Source organism: Streptomyces sp. NPDC050856 (genome assembly GCF_040653855.1).
In the GTDB taxonomy this organism is placed as follows: Bacteria; Actinomycetota; Actinomycetes; order Streptomycetales; family Streptomycetaceae; genus Streptomyces.
Map to the genome: position 1 here is coordinate 13224 of NZ_JBFAGV010000021.1, position 20866 is coordinate 34089.

Below are 20866 nucleotides of genomic sequence, written 5' to 3' on the forward strand. Positions count from 1 at the left end.
GCCCGGGCGTCAGCGGCGCGCGTTCGTCCGGCGGGTCGCCACCGCGGTCGCCGGATCCTCGGGCCAGGGGTGCTTCGGGTACCGGCCGCGCAGCTCCGCGCGTACCGAGCGGTAGCCGTCGCGCCAGAACGACGCCAGGTCCGCCGTGACGGCGGCGGGCCGGCCGGCGGGGGAGAGCAGGTGCACCAGGACCGGGACACCCGCCACCCGGGGTGTCCGGGACAGGCCGAACATCTCCTGGAGCTTCACGGCCAGGACCGGCCGCTCACCGGCGTAGTCGACCCGGATCCGTGACCCGCTCGGCACCTCGATCCGCTCCGGCGCCAGCTCCTCCAGCCGGGCCGCCTGCCCGCCGGCCCAGGGCAGCAGCCGCCGCAGCGCCTCCCCGGCGTCGATACGGCCCAGGTCGGCCCGGCGCCGGGCCCGCGAGAGCTCCGGCTCCAGCCACTCCCCGGCGCGCTCCAGCAGCGCGGCGTCCGCCACGTCCGGCCACGGCGCGCCCAGCTCCCGGTGCAGGAAGGCCAGCCGGTGCCGCAGCTCGGCCGCCTCCCGCGACCAGCGCAGCAGCCCCGGCCCCTCGCGCCGCAGCCCCTCCAGCAGGGCCCCGCGCACCAGCCGCGGATCGGCGCCGGCCAGCGGCCGTACGGTCAGCTCGACGGCACCCAGCCGCTCCACGGACCTGGCGACCACGTCGCCGTCCTCCCAGCGCACCTCGTCGCCCGCCACGAGCAGCCGGCCGGCCGCCTCCCGCGCGGTGTCCTCGTCGATCACCGCGGCGAGCCGCACCCGCGCGGAGGCGGTGTGGGCGGGCCGGTCGGCGACCGCGACGGCCAGCCAGGGCGCGGCCCGCAGCCGGGAGGCCTCGCCGAGCTGGGCGCCGGTGCCGGAGACCATCAGGAAGGCCCCCTCGCCCCGCGCCCGGGCGACCCGCTCGGGAAAGGCCAGCGAGGTGACGACCCCGACCGCCCCGTCGTCGCCCGGGGCTGATTCCTCCGCGCGCGCGCCCGCGCGCGAGGACCCCGCGCCCGGCCAGGCCCCCGGCGCGGGCGCCCCGACCGCCGAGGCCAGCTGGCCCGCCAGCCGCCGCGCCTCCTGGCGCCAGCGCGCGCCGTACGCGTCCGTGCCGCGCCGGGCGGCCCGCCAGGCGCCCGCCAGGTCGTCGCCGTACTCCCGGGGCGGCTCCTCGCTCAGCAGGGCCACCACCTCGGCCGCGCGCCGGGCACCCACCCGCGGGGCACCGTCCAGCAGCGCGCGGGCCAGCCGGGGGTGCAGGCCCAGGCGGGACATCCGCACCCCGCGGTCGGTGACCCGGCCCGACGTGTCCACCGCGCCGACGGCGGCCAGCACCGACCGCGCCACGCCCATCGCCCCGGCGGGCGGCGGGTCCAGGAGAGCCAGCCCCGACGCGTCCGGGTCACCCCAGGCCGCCACCTGCAACGCGAACGCGGCCAAGTCCGCCACCTGGATCTCGGGGGCCGGGAACCGGGGCAGCCGGACGTGCTCCGCCTCCGCCCAGCACCGGTAGACCACGCCCGGCGCCTCGCGCCCCGCCCGGCCCGCGCGCTGCCGGGCGGCCGCCCGGGACGCCCGCACCGTCGTCAGCGCGCTCAACCCCCGCGCGTGGTCCACGCGCGGCTCCCGCGCCAGGCCCGAGTCGACCACCACCCGCACCCCCGGCACCGTCAGGGACGACTCGGCCACCGAGGTCGCCAGGACCACCCGGCGGCCCCGGCCGGGGGAGAGCACCGCGTCCTGTACGGCCGCCGGCGCCCGCCCGTGCACCTGGAGCGCCTCGGCGCCCGCACCGGAGAGCTGCCCCGCCACCCGCGCGATCTCGCCGACCCCCGGCAGGAAGCACAGCACGTCGCCCGGGTGCTCGGCCAGCGCCCGCCGCACCACGGCGGCGACATGGCGCAGCAGCGCCGGGTCCACGAGCATCCCGTGCGGCGGGCGCACCGGCCCGGCCGGCGGCGCCCACACCACGTCCACCGGGTGCGTGACGCCCGCCGCCTCGACGACGGGGGCGCCGCCCAGCAACCGGGCCCACCCCTCGGCGTCGGTCGTCGCCGACGCGGCCACCAGCCGCAGGTCGGGCCGCAGGGTCTGCCGTACGTCCAGCAGGAACGCCGCGGCGGTGTCCGCGTCCAGGTGCCGCTCGTGGCACTCGTCCAGGATCACCACGTCCACCCCGGGCAGTTCCTGGTCGCGCTGGAGCCGCTGGAGCAGGACGCCGGTGGTCACCACCTCCACGGCCGTCCGGGGGGAGACGACCCGCTCGCCCCGCACCGTGAAACCGACCCGGCCGCCCACCTCCTCACCCAGCAGCCACGCCATCCGGCGGGCCGCCGCCCGCGCCGCGATCCGCCGCGGCTCGGCGACCACGACCCGCGCCCCCCGCTCGGCGAGCACCAGCGGGACGAGCGTCGTCTTGCCGGTGCCGGGCGGCGCGCACAGCACGGCCGTGCCGTGCTCGTCCAGCGCGCGCTCCAGGGCGGGCAGGGCGTCGCGTACGGGCAGGCCCAGCGCCTCGTCACGGATCACGCGCGCTCGCACACGAAGATCGCCGTCCCAGGGATCAGTCCGCCGCGCAGCGGTGACCAGCCGCCCCATTCCTGGGTGTTCCAGGCGGGCCACTCCGGTTCCACCAGGTCCACCAGGTGGAACCCGCCCGCGACGACGTCCCGGACCCGGTCGCCGATGGTGCGGTGGTGCTCGACGTACACCGCCCGGCCCTGGCCGTCCTGCTCCACATAAGGGGTGCGGTCGAAGTAGGAGGCGGCGACGGACAGGCCCTCGGGGCCGGGCTCGTCGGGGAAGGCCCAGCGGATCGGATGCGTCACCGAGAAGACCCACCTCCCGCCGGGCCGCAGCACCCTGCGCACCTCGCGGAACACCCCGGCCGGGACGGCCACGAACGGCACCGCCCCGTACGCCGAGCACGCCAGGTCGAAGGAGCCGTCCCGGAACGGCAGCGCCCCGGCGTCCGCCTCCACCAGGGGGACACCGCCCCCGATCCGCAGCGCGTGCTGGAGCTGGCGGTGCGAGAGGTCCAGGGCGACCGGCCGGGCCCCCTGGGCGGCCAGCCAGCGCGAGCACTGGGCGGCGCCCGCGCCGATCTCCAGCACGTCGAGCCCGGCCACCGGGCCGAGCAGTCCCGCCTCGGCCTCGTCCAGGCCCTCGGGACCCCAGACGAACCGGTCGTCGCCCAGGAAGGCGCCGTGCTCGGTCTGGTACTCGTCGGCGTTCCGGTCCCACCATGCGCGGTTGGCCCGGCTGCTCTCCGCGTCGTCGGCGTGCCGCCGGGTCGCTTCGGGCTCGTACTCTTGGATCATCCCGCCCACCGTTGTAGTTTGCGCTCGGTACACCACCGCGGCCGGCGTGACGATGTTCGAACTACGGCCGCGATGGCCTTGGGAAACATTAAATGTGCCGGGTATGTGGCGTTCTGCCCCAGGTGTGCGCCTTCGCGCATTGACCGTGTCCGGCCGTCCCCGTATGCTAAAGGTTGCGCTGCGGGCCTGCGCGCCTCAGACGGAGCAGGCCGCGCTCGCATCTGTTGTATGTCCCCTCGGTTGTCGAGGCGCCACCCCTGGCGGGGATCGGCGCTTCCTTGGCTGTCCGGCTTCTGCAGAGGCGATACGGGCTCTCGGCGTAGCAGTACCTACGACTTCAATGTCCGTACCGGAGCCCTTTCCCACATGACGAGCAGCACCGAGACCACCGCCACCACCCCGCAGGTTGCGGTCAACGACATCGGTAACGAGGAAGCCTTCCTCGCCGCGATCGACGAGACGATCAAGTACTTCAACGACGGCGACATCGTCGACGGCGTCATCGTGAAGGTCGACCGGGACGAGGTCCTGCTCGACATCGGTTACAAGACCGAAGGTGTCATCCCGAGCCGCGAGCTCTCGATCAAGCACGACGTCGACCCGAACGAGGTCGTCAAGGTCGGCGACGAGATCGAGGCCCTTGTTCTCCAGAAGGAGGACAAGGAAGGCCGCCTGATCCTCTCGAAGAAGCGTGCCCAGTACGAGCGGGCCTGGGGCACCATCGAGAAGATCAAGGAAGAGGACGGCATCGTCACCGGCACCGTCATCGAGGTCGTCAAGGGTGGTCTCATCCTCGACATCGGCCTCCGTGGCTTCCTGCCGGCGTCCCTCGTCGAGATGCGTCGTGTCCGCGACCTCCAGCCCTACGTGGGCAAGGAGCTCGAGGCCAAGATCATCGAGCTGGACAAGAACCGCAACAACGTGGTCCTGTCCCGCCGCGCCTGGCTCGAGCAGACCCAGTCCGAGGTTCGCCAGACGTTCCTCACCACCCTGCAGAAGGGTCAGGTCCGCTCCGGCGTCGTCTCCTCGATCGTCAACTTCGGTGCGTTCGTGGACCTGGGTGGCGTCGACGGCCTCGTGCACGTCTCGGAGCTGTCCTGGAAGCACATCGACCACCCCTCCGAGGTTGTCGAGGTCGGCCAGGAGGTCACCGTCGAGGTTCTCGACGTGGACATGGACCGCGAGCGTGTCTCCCTGTCGCTCAAGGCGACGCAGGAGGACCCGTGGCAGCAGTTCGCCCGGACCCACCAGATCGGGCAGGTCGTTCCCGGTAAGGTCACCAAGCTCGTTCCGTTCGGTGCGTTCGTGCGCGTCGACGAGGGCATCGAGGGCCTGGTCCACATCTCCGAGCTGGCCGAGCGCCACGTGGAGATCCCGGAGCAGGTCGTCCAGGTCAACGACGAGATCTTCGTCAAGGTCATCGACATCGACCTCGAGCGCCGCCGCATCAGCCTCTCGCTGAAGCAGGCCAACGAGTCCTTCGGTGCCGACCCGGCGTCGGTCGAGTTCGACCCGACCCTGTACGGCATGGCCGCGTCCTACGACGACCAGGGGAACTACATCTACCCCGAGGGCTTCGACCCGGAGACCAACGACTGGCTGCCGGGCTACGAGGCGCAGCGCGAGGCCTGGGAGACCCAGTACGCCGAGGCGCAGCAGCGCTTCGAGCAGCACCAGGCCCAGGTCATCAAGTCCCGCGAGGCCGACGAGGCCGCCGCTGCCGAGGGTGGCACCGCCGCTCCGGCCGGTGCCCCGGCGGGGGTCTCCGGCGGTTCGTACTCCTCGGAGTCGGACGACAACTCCGGCGCCCTGGCGTCGGACGAGGCGCTGGCCGCCCTTCGCGAGAAGCTGGCCGGCGGCCAGAGCTGAATTCCCGGCTCACCGCTGAGCAGTAGGTAGCGAGCATCGAGGCCCGTCCCCGCGAGGGGGCGGGCCTCGGTCGTGTCCGCCCACCGGCCGGCGGACCCGGTCGTCGTCGCCGGTGTCGTGGATCCGCGGGTTCCGGATGACGCCGCCCCGGCTGGACGTGCGGAAGGGGACGCCCTCCGGGTCGGGACCGCGCACGGTGACGGAGTTCGACGCCCACGCCGTTCGCCGCGTCCGTCACGATCCCCTTCCGGCCGCCGGTGACCGTGACGCCCCGACGGGCCAGCGGGAGGCGCCGTCGAGGCGGAGGCCGTAGCCGCCACCGGCCGTCAGGGCCACGCGGGGGAGCCGGCGGGAGTGATCCGGGCGGCCGCGGTACCCGGCGCGGCCGCCTTGCCGCTGCACGCGCGCCTTCCCTTCCGTTCCTCACGCGCGGGTGCGCCGGGCGGGGGCCCGCGGGCGACGAGCACACCGCCGCGTGACCGCGGCAACGAAGTGCCCATGCCAAGGTCTGGACCAATTCTGTAGGCGCGGGGCTCCCGCACATCCCGGACACCGGTACGGGAACGGGGAATTCGAGCACGGCGAGTGACGTTCTTCCCTACGGACATGAGGAGGAGCGGTAATCGTGCTTGATCCCCAGGATTTGTACGCGTGGGAGCCGAAGGGGCTGGCCGTCGTCGACATGGCGCTGGCCCAGGAGTCGGCGGGCCTGGTCATGCTCTACCACTTCGACGGATACATCGACGCGGGTGAGACCGGCGAGCAGATCGTCGACAACCTGCTGGAGACGCTGCCGCACCAGGTGGTGGCCCGCTTCGACCACGACAGGCTCGTGGACTACCGGGCCCGCCGCCCGCTGCTGTCCTTCCGGCGCGACCGCTGGGCCGGGTACGAGACGCCGGGCATCGAGGTCCGCCTCGTCCAGGACGCCACCGGGGCGCCCTTCCTGCTGCTGTCCGGGCCCGAACCGGACGTGGAGTGGGAGCGGTTCATCGCCGCGGTGCGGCAGGTCGTCGAGCGGCTCCAGGTGCGCCTCTCGGTCAACTTCCACGGCATCCCGATGGGCGTCCCGCACACCCGCCCCGTCGGCCTGACCCCGCACGGCAACCGCGCCGACCTGGTGCCCGGCCACCGCAGCGCGTTCGACGAGGCCCAAGTGCCGGGCAGTGCCGAGGCGCTGCTGGAGTACCGGCTCATGGAGGCCGGGCACGACGTCCTCGGTGTGGCCGCGCACGTACCGCACTACGTCGCCCGGTCCTCCTACCCGGACGCCGCGCTGACCGCGCTGGAGGCGATCACCGCCGCCACCGGCCTGGTCCTGCCGGGCATCGCGCACGCGCTGCGCACCGAGGCGCAGCGCACCCAGACCGAGATCGAGCGACAGATCGGCGAGGGCGACGAGGAACTGGTCGCGCTGGTACGGGGTCTTGAGCACCAGTACGACGCCATCGCCGGCGCCGAGACGCGGGGCAGCCTGGTCGCCGAACCGGTGGACCTGCCGTCCGCCGACGAGATCGGCCGCGAATTCGAACGCTTCCTGGCGGAGCGGGAGGGCGATGTCTGAGGCGCCTGGCGTAGGCTGCGGCTCATGCTGAAGGTGGGGCTGACCGGCGGAATCGGCGCCGGCAAGAGCGAGGTGTCACGACTGCTCGCCGGGTACGGGGCGGTGCTCATCGACGCCGACCGGATCGCCCGCGAGGTCGTGGAGCCCGGAACGCCCGGGCTGGCGGCCGTGGTGGCGGCGTTCGGACCGGAGATCCTCACACCCGGGGGGACCCTGGACCGCCCGCGACTGGGCTCGATCGTCTTCTCCGACGCCGAGCGCCTGGCCACGCTGAACTCCATCGTCCACCCGCTGGTCGGCGCGCGGTCGGCGGAGCTGGAAGCGGCGGCGGCACCGGACGCGGTGGTGGTCCACGACGTACCGCTGCTCACCGAGAACGGCCTGGCGCCGCTCTACGACGTGGTCGTGGTCGTCGACGCGTCCGCCGACACGCAGCTGGAGCGGCTCGTCCGGCTCCGCGGAATGACCGAGTCCGAGGCACGGGCGAGGATGGCGGCCCAGGCCACCAGGGAGCAGCGGCGAGCCGTGGCGGACCTGGTCATCGACAACGACGGGCCGCTGGGGGCGCTGGAACCACAGGTGCGTGCGGTCTGGGCCGACCTGACCGAGCGGGCCGCCCGCGCCGCCTGACGGCCCCCGCCGCGCCGTGGCGCCACCGCACCACGGAGGACCCCGCCCGCGCCGCGGCTCCCCCCCCCGGCTTCCCGGGGTTCCCCGGCGGCCCGCTCCCGGCGCCCGCCCGAGCCGCCGGCCGCCCGCGCGTCCGCCCGTGTCACCGGGGGAGTGGCGCGCCGCGCCCGCCGGGCCGGCCGGCGGGCGGAATAGCCCCGTCCCTGTCGATGTTGAACCCTCGCAGCGAGGGGAAGGATGACACCGTGCCCGAGAGCAACCCGGAGACCCACGTCATCGACTTCCGCGCGGCCGAGCAGCTTCTCGCCGCCCGGGACCCGCGCGGGGCCGTCAAGCTGCTCGACTCGGTGATCGCGGCCCACCCCGAGAACACCGCCGCCCGCCTGCTGCGCGCCCGCGCGTTCTTCGCGGCGGCCCAATTGCGCCCGGCCGAGCTGGAGTTCGAGCTGGTGCTGGAGCGCGAGCCGGACAACGCCTTCGCCCACTTCGCCCTGGGCCGCACCTTCCAGCGCTCCGGCCGCCCGGACCGGGCCAGGCGCCACTTCCGCCTGGCCGCGGCGCTCGACCCCAAGCCCGAGTACATCGAGGCGGCCCGCTTCGACGCGGACCAGTGAGCTGGCCGCCTCAGCGACCGAGCCCGCCGCTTCCCCCGTGGGGACCCCGGCCCCGGTCCGGTTCGTACGGGGGGACGTCGCGGCCCGGCTGGTAGTGCGGCCCCTGGCGCATGTGCCGCACGATCAGGGCCAGGTCCACCGTCACCGCGAGGAACAGCAGGCCGCAGGCCGCCGCCCAGCCGGGGCGCCCGGCCAGGACGAAGACGGCGGTCCCGGCCGCGGCCCAGATCAGACCCCACAGGGCCAGCCAGAACCGGATCCGCAGGGGACTGCGCGCGGTGCTCGGTTCACTGCCAGTACGCATGGTGATCGCCTTCCCGTACCGCGGGTACCCCGCGCGGGGGCCGCGACGCCGGTGACCGGCCGCCCGCCCGGCACCCGTCCGGCGCCCGGCAGCCGGCGCGTCCGCGCGAGGTGCCGGGCCCCCGCCCGCGTCGCCGGGACGCACGGCGGGCGGGGTTCACGCCGGCGGCCGGCACACGGCACCGTGGTGCCCGGCACCCGAGGGCACCGGCGTCCCGAAGGCGGGAACGCCGCGGGCGCCGCGGCCGAAGGGAGCCGGAACAGAGGGAACCGGTGCGCGCGACGAGGTACGGCACGGTACGGGGCCGCCGCTCGGCCGACGGGATCGCGTCCTTCCTGGGCATCCCCTACGCGGCTTCGCCCTTCGCCCCGCCGGCCCCGCCGCGCGCGTGGAGCTGGACGACCCGGCGTACGCCCCGGTGGCCGGCGAGGACCCGCCGCAGGCCGTGGCGGACGCGATGCACGGGGCCTGGGTGGCGTTCGCGGCCACCGGTGATCCCGGCTGGGCCGCCTACGGGCCGGAGCGCCGCGCGACCATGGTCTTCGGCGGCGGCCGGCCGGGTGTGGCGGAGGACCTCAGGGCGGCGGAGCGGGAGCTGTGGGAGGGCGTGCGGTAACGGGGACCGGGCCGCGCGCGGGCGGTACGCGGGCCGACTGTCAGACCCCACCCGTAAGGTCGTAGGTCCAGTCGTCACCGGTGCGACGACGACACGACCAGCGTGAGGGGAGGTGACCGGCCGTGCCGCACGAACTGCCGCCGCTGCCGCCGCACACCTGTGCCGCGGTGTTCCTGCCGGCCGGCCTGCCCCGCGAGGGCCGGGTCGCCTTCTGGTCCCCCGACGGCCACCCGCTGCCGACCGGGCCGGGCGGCGGTACGCCCGGCGACGGGCCGGGCGCCCCGTCCGGTGGCGGTTCCGGCGAAACCCCGCCCGGGGCGCGTACGCGGGGCCCCGCCACCGGGGCGCGATCCGGCCCGGTGGCCGGCCCGGCAGACGCCCCCGCGGGCGGTCCGGCACTCGGCCCCGCGGCCGGCCCGGGGAACGGTCCGGCACTCGGCCCCTCGGGCGGCCCGGCGCCGCGCCCGGCGGCGGAGCCCGGCACCATCACCGTCGTCCGCCGGCACGGCTCCGGCGTCCGCAGCAGGACCGTCCCCGCACTGCTGCTGCCGGTCGCCGACGCCCTCCCCGCGCTCGTCGCGGCCCGGCACGCGCCCGGCGCGCACCCGGCCGCCGCCTGTTGGGGCGCCGCCGCCCTGCACGCGCTGCACCTGGCCGCGCGCGGCCGGCTGCTGCCCGGACTGACCACCGACGACCTCGACGCCTGGCGGGCGGGCCCGCTGGACGCCGACGACATCGCCCACCTGCGCGCGATCGCCGCCGCCATGCCCTACGAGGCGCACGCCGTACCCGTCCCCGGACTGCGCCCGCTCCAGCTCCCCGAACCCGAGGCCCTGGTGCGGGCGTTCCTCGACGCGGTCGCCGACACCCTGCCGCGCACCCCCGCCGCGCCGTACGCGGCCGGCGCCCCGTTCGCCGCCCGCGGCCCGCAGCACCTGCCCCGCGCGCGTGCCTGGGCCGCCGAGGCCGCGGCGGGCATGGACGCCGGCGTCCGGGTGTCCCTGCGCCTGGACCTCTCCGGGTACGAGCTGTTCGACACCGCGCGGGAGGACGGCGGCGAACGACCGGCCGCCGCCGCGCTGGTCCAGGTGCACAGCCTGGCCGACCCGACCCTGGTCATCGACGCGGCCGACCTCTGGGCGGGCGACGGCGCCGACCGCTTCGGGCCGCGCGCCCGGATCGACGCGGTGCTGGCACTGCGCCGCGCGGCCCGCGTGTGGCCACCGCTCAGCCGGCTGCTGGAGCGGCCCGTGCCCGACACCCTCCCGCTCACCGAGGACGAGCTGTACGAGCTGTTGGGCCCCGCCGCCGCCGGGCTGGACGCGGCGGGCGTCAGCGTGCACTGGCCCAGGGAACTCGCCCGGTCGCTCGGCGCCACCGCCGTCGTACGGCCCGCGCCCGGCTCGGCCACCGACGGCACCGCCTTCTTCGACGGCGCCGAGCTGCTGAGGTTCGACTGGCAGCTCGCCCTCGACGGCGACCCGCTCACCGAGCGCGAGATGGACGCCCTCGCCGAGGCCCACCGCCCGATCGTGCGGCTGCGCGACCAGTGGGTGGTCGTCGATCCCGCGCTCGTCCGCAAGGCGCGCAAGCGGGAACTGGGCCTGCTGGAGCCGGTCGACGCGCTGGCCGTGGCGCTGAGCGGCACCGCCGAGGTGGACGGGGAGACGGTCGAGGCCGTGCCGGTCGGGGCGCTCGCCGTGCTCCGCGACCGGCTCGTCGCCGGGCCCGGTGACGTCCCCCCGCCGCCCGGCCTGAACGCCACCCTGCGCGACTACCAGCTGCGGGGCCTGGCCTGGCTGGACCTGATGACCTCCCTCGGCCTCGGCGGCTGCCTCGCCGACGACATGGGCCTGGGCAAGACGGTCACCCTCATCGCCCTGCACCTGCGCCGGGCCCGCCCGGCCCCCACCCTCGTGGTCTGCCCCGCCTCGCTGCTGGGCAACTGGCAGCGGGAGATCGGCCGGTTCGCCCCCGGTGTGCCGGTGCGCCGCTTCCACGGCAGCGACCGCACCCTGGACGGCCTGGCCGGCGGCTTCGTCCTCACCACCTACGGCACGATGCGCACCAGCGCCGGGACACTGGCCGCCCAGGAGTGGGGGATGGTCGTCGCCGACGAGGCACAGCACGTCAAGAACCCCTTCTCCGCCACCGCCAAGGCACTGCGCGCCATCCCCTCGCCGGCCAGGGTCGCCCTGACCGGCACCCCCGTCGAGAACAACCTCTCGGAGCTGTGGGCCCTGCTCGACTGGACCACCCCCGGGCTCCTCGGCCCGCTCAAGGCCTTCCGCGCCCGTCACGCGCGAGCCGTCGAGAACAGCGAACAGATCGAGAACGACGAGGCGGTGGAGCGGCTGGCCCGGCTGGTCCGCCCCTTCCTGCTGCGCCGCAGGAAGTCCGACCCGGGCATCGTGCCCGAACTGCCGCCCAAGACGGAGTCCGACCACCCCGTCCCGCTCACCCGCGAACAGGCCTCCCTCTACGAGGCGGTGGTCCGCGAGACGATGGCCCTGATCGAGGGCGCCGAGGGCATCGCCCGCCGCGGCCTGGTGATGAAGCTGCTGACCTCGCTCAAGCAGATCTGCAACCACCCGGCTCAGTACCTGAAGGAGGAGCCGAAGCGGCTGGCCGGCCGTTCCGGGAAGCTGGCCCTCCTCGACGAACTGCTCGACACGATCATGTCCGAGGGTGGTTCGGTCCTGGTCTTCACCCAGTACGTGTCCATGGCGCGGCTGCTCACCGCACACCTGACCGCCCGCGCGGTGCCGTCCCAGCTCCTGCACGGCGGCACACCGGTGGCGGAGCGCGAACGGATGGTGGACCGCTTCCAGTCCGGTGAGGTCCCGGTGTTCGTGCTGTCCCTGAAGGCCGCGGGCACCGGCCTGAACCTCACCCGGGCCGGCCACGTCGTGCACTACGACCGCTGGTGGAACCCGGCCGTGGAGGAACAGGCCACCGACCGGGCGTACCGCATCGGCCAGACCCAGCCGGTCCAGGTTCACCGGCTGATCGCCGAGGGCACGGTGGAGGACCGGATCGCCGAGATGCTGCTCGCCAAGCGCGCCCTGGCCGACGCGGTCCTCGGCTCCGGCGAGACGGCCCTGACCGAGCTCACCGACCGCGAACTGGCCGACCTGGTGTCGCTGAGGAGGCCGTCATGAGCCCCTACCGCCGTCCCGGCAGACCGGGTGCGCACCCCGCGCCCGGCTCCCGCCGCGTCCCCCTCCACGACGACCACCGGCGCACCTTCCCGCAGCTCGCCCCCGCCACGGGCGAGGACGGCAGGTTCGCCGCCACCTGGTGGGGGAACGCCTGGGTGGAAGCCCTGGAGGACATGGCCCTGGACCCGGCCCGCCTGGCCCGGGGGCGCGCCTACGCGGGCCGGGGGCTGGTCGACGCGATCACCGTGACCCCCGGCCGGGTCACGGCGTACGTCCACGGCAGCCGCCCCCGCCCGTACCGCACCGAGATCCGCCTGCGCGTCCTCGCCGACGACGACTGGGAGCGCTTCCTGGACGCCGCGGCCGCCCGCCCCGACCACATCGCCGCCCTCCTCGACAAGGACGTCCCGCAGGCCCTGGCGGGCGTGGCCGCTCTGCTGCCCAGCCCCGGTGACCTCGTCCCGGACTGCTCCTGCCCCGACGACGGCTATCCCTGCAAGCACGTCGCGGCCCTCTGCTACCAGGCCGCCCGCCTGCTCGACGAGGACCCGTTCGTGCTGTTCCTGATGCGCGGCCGGGGCGAACAGGAGATCCTCGCGGCGCTCAGCCACCGCAACGCGGCCCGGTCGGCCGCCGAGACCACCGCGGCGCCCCCGCCCATGCCCACCGTGCCGGCCCGCGACGTGGTCCCCGCCGAGCCCGCCAGCCGGCGGCCACCCCAGGCCTCCCCGCCCCCTTCCGCCCGCGCCCTCGCGGCACCCGCCCCCGCCGCACCCGCCGCGCAGGCACAGGTTCCGCAGGCACAGGCTCCGGAGACGGCCCCCTCGGCACCCGCCTCGTCGGCACCCGCCCCGAGGGCACCCGTCCTCCCCGTCCTCCCCGCCCTGCCGCCTCCGCAGGCCGCCCCGGCCCACCCCGGGCGGCCTCCCGCCTATCCCGAGGACCCGGACGCACCCGATCCCCTCGCCCTGGAGCTGCTCGCCACGGAGGCGGCGGCCCGGGCCCACGCCTTTCTCACCACCGGGCACGACCCGGTCGCCGCCCTCACCCCCTGGCAGGACGCCGTCCGGCTGGCCGCCGCCCACCCGGGCTCGGGCCTGACCGCCTCCACCCGCGCGCTGTACCGTGACCTGGCCGCCGCGCTCGACCGCACTCCCGCCGACCTCGCCCGCGCGGTCGCCGCCTGGCGCCAGGGCGGCCTCGCGGGCCTCGCCGTGCTCGAAGAGCCCTGGGACCCGCCTGCCGGCCCCTTCGACCGGGCCCGCCCGGCCCTGACCGCCGCCGACTTCCCGCACTTCCGCCCTTGGCGCAACCGCCTGTCCACGCCCGCCCTCCAGCTCCGCTACGGCCGCGACGGCCTGTGGTACGGCTACGAGTCGGACCCCGGCCGGGAGGACTGGTGGCCGAGGGGCACCCCCGACGCGGACCCGGTCGGCGCACTCGCCGACCTGTTGGGGCGCTGATGGGTAGGCTGCCGTACGTACCGTTCCGGCAGCGGCTGAGGGGGCCTGGTGGAAGCCGAGTTGGTGGCACTGGCGACGGCGGGGGCCGGCTGCGCGCCGGCGTGGACCGCCGAGGCCGGACCGACCGCGGCGGACGAACGTCAGTGACCGGTCCCTATGTCGACGTGGTGACGGCTCCGCCCCGTCACCACGACCATCCGGCCGCCCGTGGTGGCCGTCGGACCTGACAGGGCGTACAGCGCGGACGCGTACGCCGCCGGGTCGCACGGATCGGGAAAGCCGTCGGCCCCGGGCCGCGCGGTGAGCTCCCGGACGAGCCCCTCCCGGGTGCGGGTCAGACAGCGTCCCACCCCGGTCACGGCGACCGCCATGGCCGCGTACGGGTGTTCCGCCAGCGCCTCGGCGGCCCAGGCCCGCGGATGGAGTGGCCGGTACGTGACCACCAGGTCGGCTGCCGGGAGCCGACCGGTATCGCATGTGTCCACCGGTACTACGGTGTGCGCGTCGTCGGCCTGCCGTTCCTCCGGCTCGGCGGCGGTGGAGGCGTACCGCGCGACGGTCACCTCGGGAGGGCCGCCGTCCTCGCCACCGCGGGCCGAAGTCAGTACCCTCAGCGGCACCTCGATCGCCTGCCCGGTGTCCTCGGGGACGGGCAAGCGTTCCAGCAGCGCGGGCCGGGCGGGTTCCGGCAGTCGCAGGAGACGGTGGAAGAGCGCGCGCAGCCGCCGCGCCGACTCACCGGGACACGAGGTGACCTGGGCGGTGACGGGCGCGTACCGCTCAGGGCGGTGTCCCTCCATGACGGACTCCAACTGGTGCCGCAGTGGATCGTGCGGCAGCAGCCGGGGAGCGCTCCGCCCCAGTTCGGCGACCGGCGACTTCGGGTCGAGGTCCGGCTCCGGGAACGCCCCCAGGAGCACGGGCACCCCGAGCGCCGCCGCGTAGAACGTGACGGATCCGTGGTCGCCGATCAGGCAGTCGGCGGCCACGACGGCCTGCCTCCAGGGTCCGAGCGGATCGATGAGCGTCAGCCCGGCGCCCTGTGCGTACCGCAACCACCTGCGGACCTGCCCGGGCCCGTGGCCGTACCAGATGTTCGGGTGCAGCACGGCGCACAGGCGGTACTCGTCGACGGGCAGGGCGGCCAACCGGTCGATCAGCCGGCCCAGTTCCACCCGCCCGAACAGGGAGCGCGGCCCCCAGGTCGAGTTGAGCACCACCAGCCGTTGCCCGTCCGCCACCCCGAAGCCCCGCCGCAGCGCGGGACGTGCCGCGCGGGACGCCAGCATCCGGTCGAAGCAGGGATCACCCGCGAGCACGGCGGTACCGGCGGCTTCGGGACACGAGCGCCGCAGTCGTTCGAGCTGCTCGGGATGGGAGAGGACGGTCGCGGAGGCGAGAGGCGCACCGTCATGGAGCAACCACTGCGGGTCGATTCCGAAGACCGGTGCGACCGGGGTGGCGTTCTCCGGCGTCGCCAGCCTCTTGTTGTAGCCGACGCCGTGCGACAGCACGACCAGCTTCCCCCGCAGCGCGTGCAACTCGCCTCCGTAGCTGGCGCTGACCACGAGATCGACCGCCGTCTCCTTCGCCTGCGCCCACGGCAGCACTGGCAGCCCCGCCCCGGCCAGCAGCTCGGGCACCCCGGCCAGGAACGGCGAGGAACCCGTGCAGGTGGCCAGACACTGCACGCCCCACTCACCGTCGAACAGCGGCAGCACATCCAGCAACCGGGTCGCGGAGGTCACGTTGTGCACGACGAACAGCACCGTGCGCACCTCCCCGCGCGTCACCCACCGCTCCGCGTCCGCCCCCACCGGCACCCGCAGCCACTCCTCGCCCACGGCCACCCCCTCGCCGCGCCACGATACTTCCCTCACCCCCCGCGACCGGGTGCGCGGGCATGCTGGTCCGGGGAAGGGAGCCCGATGCCCGGAGCACGCGAAGCGAAGGCCGCGGACCTCGTCATCGACGGGTGCGCTCTGCTGCTGCACGGTACGGACGGGGAGGTCCGGTTCGAGGAGGACGGCGGGATCGTCGTACGGGACGGAGTGATCGCGCAGGTCACCTCGGCGGGCGCCGCCCGGGGCGTAGCGGCCGCCGAGCGGATCGACGGGCGCGGGCAGGTGGCCATGCCCGGGCTCATCAACTGCCACACGCACTCGCCCATGGTGGCCCTGCGGGGCATCGCGGAGGACGTGCCCGTGGAGGAGTGGTTCAACGACTGGATCTGGCCGATCGAGAGCAACCTCACCGACCGGGTCGTCGAGCTGGGGGCACGGCTCGCCTGCGCGGAGATGATCCGGGGCGGTGTCATCACGTTCGCCGACCACTATGTCGCGATGGACCGGGTGGCCGCCGCCGTGCTGGACACCGGTCTGCGCGCCGACCTGGGCTGGACGTACTTCTCCTCCCAAGGAGCCGAGGGGCGGCAGCGGTCGCTGGAGTTCGCCCTGGAGTGGCGGGGGGCCGGCCGGCGGGCGGATCACGACATCGCTGGCGCCCCACGCCCCGTACACCGTCACCGACGAGGACCTGGCGGCGACCGCGGCGCTGGCACACGAGCACGGCCTGTCCGTCCACCTGCACGCCGCCGAGAACCGGGCGCAGACCGGGAGCAGCCTCGCCCGGCACGGACGCACACCGATCGAGGTGCTGCACCGGGCCGGGCTGCTGGACGTCGACGTGCTCATCGCGCACGGCACCGGGATCACCGCCCGGGACCTGCCGCTGCTGGAGCGGGCGGCCGGGCGGACGGCAGTGGCCACGGCGCCCAAGGGCTACATGAAGTTCGGCTGGGAGACGACTCCGGTGCGGGCCCTGACACGGATCGGGGTGCCCGTGGGACTCGCCACCGACGGTGCCGCGTCGAACAACACCCTCGACGTGTGGGAGAGCATGACCCTCACCGCACTGGTGCAGAAGTCGGCGGAACACGACCCGCGTTGGCTGACCGCCCGGCAGGCCCTCGGCCACGCGACGACGCAGAGCGCCGCGGCGGTCGGGCTGGGCGGGCGGGTGGGGACGCTCGCGCCCGGGCGGCGTGCCGATCTGATCCTGGTCGACCTGACCGGGCCGCACGTCCAGCCGGTGCACGATCCGGCGACGGCACTCGTGTTCAGCGCGCGGTCCGCCGATGTCCGGACCACGGTCGTCGACGGGCGCGTCCTCATGCGGGACCGCCGGCTGCTGACGGTCGACGTGGCCGGGACGGTCGCCCGACTGGCGGCGGAGCTGCCCGCGTTGACCGGGCGGCGGACGGGCGGGAGGGCGCGGGCCTACGAAGCGGAGGGATGAGGGTGGGGCGCGGCACCACTCGATGGAGTGAATGGCGCACGCCTCATAACCCTGAGTGGTTGTCAGGCGTTGATTCGGGTGCGGGCGGGTGCCCGTGAAAGTCTCCGGAAGGCAGGAAGCCATGAGGCATACTCGCCGAAATGGTCTGGCCACACTGATGGCCACGGGTGGCGCGTTCGCACTGGCGGCGGGTTATGCGCATGCGGACGCCGACGCGGCCGGTGTCGCGGCCAACTCGCCGGGAGTCGTCTCCGGCAACGTCGTGCAGCTGCCGGTGGCCGTCCCGGTCAACATCTGCGGCAACACCGTCAACGTCGTCGGGCTGCTCAACCCCGCGGCCGGCAACCGCTGTGAGAACAGGGGCGGCCAGGACGCCGAGAAGGGCGGCGGCCACGGCGGGAACCACAAGGACGAGCACGCCACGCCGCACGGCGGTGGCGCGAGCGGCAAGAACTCCGGCGGCGCGTCCGCCGACGCCGCCGCGGTGGGTTCGCCGGGAGTGATCGCCGGCAATGGTCTGCAACTGCCCGTCGACCTGCCGGTGAACGTCTCCGGCAACTCGGTGAACCTGGTCGGTGTGCTCAACCCGGCCTTCGGCAACACCTCCGTCAACGGCGGTGGCGACGAGCCGGCCGTGAAGCCCCCGAAGGAGAACGAGCCGGTCGCCCCGCCGAAGCCGGACCGGCCCCGGCCCTCGGCCCCCCCGGCCCCGGCCCCTGCTCCGGCTCCGGCTCCGGTTCCCGCTCCCGAGGCGGCAGTCCCGGCCCCCGAGCCGCAGGCCGGCTCGACGTCGCTGGCCCGGACCGGAGCGGACGACCTGCTCGGTGTCGGACTGCCCGCGGCGGCGGGCCTGATGCTCGCCGGCGGGCTGCTCCACCGCCGCTTCCGCCGGGTCCCCGCTCCCGCTGCCGAGGGCGCCCCCGCCGGGAGCTGACCCGTCGCGCCCGCGGGCCCGAGGGTTCGCGGGCCGTGAGACGTCCGGGGGCCCCAGGACCGGAACGCCCCGACGGCAGCGAAGAACCCGACGGCGCCGGCACGTCCGGGCTCGCGCACCCTGGCGGCACGGGGACGCGCTCCCACGCGAGCAGGGCAGTCCGGACGGTGCGTCGACAGCCCGCCAGGCGTCGGGCGCCCCGACGGCGCCGGAAAGCCCCCCGGGGCCCGCGAGCCCCGGACGTTCCCCGGCGGCCCCGGCGTACCGGCGGGGGCAGAGGCGCGCCGGTACGCCGTCGCCAGGCTTCCAGGACCGCCTCGACGGCCGGTCCCACCCGGGCGCGAGCCTGGCGGCGGAGGACTCCGCGCGTCAGCGGCGCGTCGTACTCGGTGTCGACATGGCGTACCGATGCCCGCACCGCCGCCGTGACCACGCCCTCGTCCAGGGCCCGCCCCGCCGCCGTGCGGCCCACCCGGCCACTGCCGCGCCCCGCGGCGGGTGCCCCGGCCCGGCGCCGCCCCCGGGGCACCCCGGGAACAGACGCAGGATCCCGGCGGCCAGTTCGGCGGTGAAGCGGGCGGCCTCGGCCGCCCGTCGCACCGCGTCCCAGGCCCGCCGCCGGGCCCCGGGCCCCGGCGTCGGCCAGACAGGCCGCCTCGGCCCGGGCCAGGGCAGCCCCTTCCGCGAGGATGCCCTGGCGTTCGCATCTCGTACGGCGCCTGTTGTGCCGTACCACCACCGCCCAGCGCCCGCTGGCCTCCCGGGCCCGGCGGGTGAGCGCCGCGTCGCCGCGCGGCAGGGGGACCAGGCGGCCCGGGCCGGCGCAGCCCGGGCGGAGCGGGGCGTGGCACTCCAGGGCCAGCCGGCCAGCGGCCCACCGCGGCCGCGCGCAGTGGCCGCGTGGCTTCAGCGGCTCGATCACCACGAGCGGACCGGCCGGCACGTCAGTGCCCGCGGGGTGCCGCCGCCCCGGCGGACCAGCCGGGCAGTGGGCGGATCGTCGGTATCGGTGCCGTCTCCATGCCTCGGTCACTCCTGTGGGGACGGCGGGTCGGCCCGCGCTGCGACGCGTGGCGCACGCCGCTGCCCACTGTCTTCCCCGCGACGGCCGTGCGGAACACCGCCCGCGCCCGGCCGGTGGACGCCGGGCACGCGGTCACGGCCCGGCGGCCCCGTGACGCCGCAGCGCGGCCGCCAGCCGGTCGCGGGCGGCCGTCTGCGCGGCGATCCGGGCGTCCAGGACCGCGAGCCGCTGGCGAGCGATCTCCAGGCCGCGCGCCGAGGGAGGGGCGGCGGCCACATCACCGTCCAGGCAGGCGCGGAAGGCCGAGACGTCCTCCAACGTCAGCCCGGCGTCCAGCAGATGGCGGATGTTGCGTACGCGGACGACGGCGTCCTCGCCGTACACCCGGTAGCCGTTGTCCGCGCGGGCCGGGGCGAGCAGGCCCTGCTCCTCGTAGTGACGCAGGGCGCGAGCCGTCGTGCCCGTCACCCGGGCGAGTTCCCCGATGCGCACAGCTGTACCTCCCGGCACAGTCGTACCACGCGTGCGACGAGCATCCGTCATGCGACCACGGCGCCCCCGTCCACCGGCAGTACGGTTCCGGTCACGAAGGACGCCTCGGGCGAGGCGAGTTGCACGATCGCCCACGCGACTTCCTCCGGGCGGCCGATCCGGCCCAGCGGGGTGTGTGCCCGCTGCCACGCGCGGAGCCCGGCCAGCCGCTCGGGGGAGAGCCCGGAGTGTTCGCCCATCGGGGTCTCGACGGCGCCCGGCGCCACCGCCACCACGCGGATCCCGCGCGGGGCGAGCTCCACGGCCCAGCTCCGGGTGAGCAGTTCCAGCGCGGTCTTCGTGGCCGCGTAGACGGCGTTGCCCGGCCAGGCGCGCAGACCGACCGAGGTGGTGACGTTCACGACCACTCCACCGGCCGCCTCCAGCGCGGGCAGCGCGGCCTGGGTGAGCAGGACGGGAGCCATCAGGTTCGTCGCCAGTTGTGGTTCCATCGTCGCGCGGGTGAAGGTGCCCAGCCGGCCGTCACCGACGACGGCCGCGTTGTTGACGAGTACGTCGATCCGCCCGTGGGCGTCGAGCGCGGCCCGTACGATCTCGTCCGCGGCGCCGTCCGCGGTGATGTCGGCGCTCAGCGGCCGGATGCGGCCGGGGTCCCGGTGACCGCGCGCGGTCTCGGCGAGCGGCTCCGGGCGGCGGCCCACGGCCAGGACGCGCGCGCCCCGCTCGGCGAAGGCCCTGGCGGTGGCGCGCCCGATCCCGGTGCCGGCGCCGGTGACGACGACGACCCGGTCGCCGTGGGAAGTGGTGCCCTTCACATGATCCGGGCGGGGCGTGGGATTCATGCGGTTCGTACCGCTCATACGGCTCATACGGCGGATCCTCGGACCCTGCCGTCAGCGGCAAGGTCAACTCGGGCAGCATGGAGAGGTGCGACTCGAACCGATCACCTGGGAACGGCTGGCCGACGCCCTCGCCGAGCACATCGACGGCCTGACCCCCGGCGACGGCGGCCCATGGCTGAAGGTGGCCGTCGACGGTCCGCCCGCCGCCCGGCCCGGCGAGCCGGCGGAGTGGGTGGCGGAGGCGCTGCGGCTGCGCGGGCGGGCGGTGATCGGTGTCGGGACCGGGGGATTCCTGCGGCCGGCGTCGCTGCGGTACGAGTACGGCAAGGAGGACCCCGACACGTACTACAGCGGCTGGTTCGACACCGGCGCCCTGTGGCGGGAGGTCTTCGGACCGCTGGAGCCGGGCGGCAGCGGGCTGGTCCTGCCGGACCTGTGGGACCCGGTCGGCGACCGGGCGACGCGCACCCCCTGCACCCGGCTCCCGCCCGGCGGGGTGCTGGTGCTGCACGGGCCGTTCCTGCTGGGGCAGTGGTTCCCGTTCGACCTCACCGTGCACCTGCGGCTGTCCCGGGGCGCCCTGGCCCGGCGCACCGACGAGTCCTGGGCCTGGACGCTGCCCGCCTTCGAGCGGTACGTGGACGAGGTCGCCCCCGAGGACGCCGCCGACGTGGTCGTGCGCGCCGACGACCCACGGCACCCGGCGTGGAGCGGGCTGCCGTAG

The 20866-nt window shown here is 75.5% G+C and carries 15 protein-coding genes and 3 pseudogenes; 10 read left to right on the top strand and 8 right to left on the bottom strand.

The window, feature by feature from the left end:
• Positions 1 to 9: 9 nt before the first annotated feature.
• Both hrpB and AB0H53_RS19455 read right to left on the bottom strand, forming a co-directional pair.
• Positions 10 to 2541 carry an ATP-dependent helicase HrpB gene (gene hrpB / locus AB0H53_RS19450; RefSeq protein ID WP_362114448.1) on the bottom strand — a complete coding sequence of 844 codons (2532 nt, stop codon included), beginning with the start codon at positions 2539 to 2541 and terminating at the stop codon, positions 10 to 12.
• Positions 2538 to 3332, bottom strand: a complete 795-nt coding sequence (locus AB0H53_RS19455) for a class I SAM-dependent methyltransferase (RefSeq protein ID WP_362114451.1) — start codon at positions 3330 to 3332, stop codon at positions 2538 to 2540. The genes hrpB and AB0H53_RS19455 overlap by 4 nt, the downstream gene beginning before the upstream one ends.
• A 366-nt stretch (positions 3333 to 3698) precedes the next feature.
• On the opposite strand from AB0H53_RS19455, the gene rpsA reads away from it, so the two are divergent.
• Positions 3699 to 5201: a 30S ribosomal protein S1 gene (gene rpsA / locus AB0H53_RS19460; RefSeq protein WP_362114454.1), complete on the top strand. Its 1503-nt coding sequence runs from the start codon at positions 3699 to 3701 to the stop codon at positions 5199 to 5201.
• A gap of 96 nt (positions 5202 to 5297) precedes the next feature.
• Here rpsA and AB0H53_RS19465 read toward each other — a convergent pair.
• Positions 5298 to 5599 (bottom strand): annotated as a pseudogene (locus AB0H53_RS19465) (sheath polysaccharide-degrading enzyme); the annotation flags it as partial.
• A gap of 227 nt (positions 5600 to 5826) precedes the next feature.
• Between AB0H53_RS19465 and AB0H53_RS19470 the strand changes: the two are divergent.
• The 3 genes from AB0H53_RS19470 (at position 5827) to AB0H53_RS19480 (ending at position 8009) form a co-directional block, all read left to right on the top strand.
• Entirely contained in the window at positions 5827 to 6765 is a 939-nt protein-coding gene (locus tag AB0H53_RS19470; protein WP_362114457.1) for a PAC2 family protein, read from the top strand.
• Positions 6766 to 6789: 24 nt separating this feature from the next.
• Entirely contained in the window at positions 6790 to 7395 is a 606-nt protein-coding gene (gene coaE / locus AB0H53_RS19475; RefSeq protein ID WP_362114460.1) for a dephospho-CoA kinase, read from the top strand.
• Positions 7396 to 7640: 245 nt separating this feature from the next.
• Positions 7641 to 8009, top strand: a complete 369-nt coding sequence (locus AB0H53_RS19480; RefSeq protein WP_362114463.1) for a tetratricopeptide repeat protein — start codon at positions 7641 to 7643, stop codon at positions 8007 to 8009.
• Positions 8010 to 8019: 10 nt separating this feature from the next.
• Here the strand turns inward: AB0H53_RS19480 and AB0H53_RS19485 are convergent, their stop codons facing one another.
• Positions 8020 to 8313, bottom strand: a complete 294-nt coding sequence (locus AB0H53_RS19485) for a DUF6343 family protein (RefSeq protein WP_362114466.1) — start codon at positions 8311 to 8313, stop codon at positions 8020 to 8022.
• Positions 8314 to 8701: 388 nt separating this feature from the next.
• Here AB0H53_RS19485 and AB0H53_RS19490 point away from each other — a divergent pair, with 388 nt between their 5' ends.
• From AB0H53_RS19490 to AB0H53_RS19500, 3 genes are all read left to right on the top strand, one after another.
• Positions 8702 to 8929 (top strand): hypothetical protein, encoded by a 228-nt coding sequence (locus AB0H53_RS19490; RefSeq protein ID WP_362114469.1) that lies wholly within the window; start codon positions 8702 to 8704, stop codon positions 8927 to 8929.
• A 122-nt stretch (positions 8930 to 9051) separates the two neighbouring features.
• Complete coding sequence (locus tag AB0H53_RS19495) at positions 9052 to 12090, top strand: SNF2-related protein (protein ID WP_362114472.1); 3039 nt, start codon at positions 9052 to 9054, stop codon at positions 12088 to 12090.
• On the top strand, positions 12087 to 13553 hold the full coding sequence (locus AB0H53_RS19500; protein ID WP_362114475.1) for an SWIM zinc finger family protein: 1467 nt from the start codon (positions 12087 to 12089) through the stop codon (positions 13551 to 13553). The genes AB0H53_RS19495 and AB0H53_RS19500 overlap by 4 nt, the downstream gene beginning before the upstream one ends.
• Before the next feature lie 140 nt (positions 13554 to 13693).
• Here the strand turns inward: AB0H53_RS19500 and AB0H53_RS19505 are convergent, their stop codons facing one another.
• A complete protein-coding gene (locus tag AB0H53_RS19505; protein WP_362114478.1) occupies positions 13694 to 15433 on the bottom strand; it encodes a hypothetical protein in 1740 nt (579 codons plus the stop codon).
• Positions 15434 to 15481: 48 nt separating this feature from the next.
• On the opposite strand from AB0H53_RS19505, the pseudogene AB0H53_RS19510 reads away from it, so the two are divergent.
• Positions 15482 to 16850, top strand: a pseudogene (locus AB0H53_RS19510) (amidohydrolase).
• Between the two features lie 121 nt (positions 16851 to 16971).
• Positions 16972 to 17784: a chaplin gene (locus AB0H53_RS19515; RefSeq protein WP_362114481.1), complete on the top strand. Its 813-nt coding sequence runs from the start codon at positions 16972 to 16974 to the stop codon at positions 17782 to 17784.
• Between the two features lie 295 nt (positions 17785 to 18079).
• On the opposite strand, the pseudogene AB0H53_RS19520 reads toward AB0H53_RS19515, so the two are convergent.
• The 3 genes and pseudogenes from AB0H53_RS19520 to AB0H53_RS19530 form a co-directional block, all read right to left on the bottom strand.
• Positions 18080 to 18727: pseudogene (locus AB0H53_RS19520) on the bottom strand (DUF2293 domain-containing protein); the annotation flags it as partial.
• 213 nt (positions 18728 to 18940) lie between these two features.
• Positions 18941 to 19300, bottom strand: coding sequence for a MerR family transcriptional regulator (locus AB0H53_RS19525; RefSeq protein WP_362114484.1), 360 nt, complete (start codon positions 19298 to 19300; stop codon positions 18941 to 18943).
• Positions 19301 to 19347: 47 nt separating this feature from the next.
• Positions 19348 to 20142 carry an SDR family oxidoreductase gene (locus tag AB0H53_RS19530; protein WP_362114664.1) on the bottom strand — a complete coding sequence of 265 codons (795 nt, stop codon included), beginning with the start codon at positions 20140 to 20142 and terminating at the stop codon, positions 19348 to 19350.
• Between the two features lie 85 nt (positions 20143 to 20227).
• Here AB0H53_RS19530 and AB0H53_RS19535 point away from each other — a divergent pair, with 85 nt between their 5' ends.
• Positions 20228 to 20866: a uridine kinase gene (locus AB0H53_RS19535; RefSeq protein WP_362114487.1), complete on the top strand. Its 639-nt coding sequence runs from the start codon at positions 20228 to 20230 to the stop codon at positions 20864 to 20866.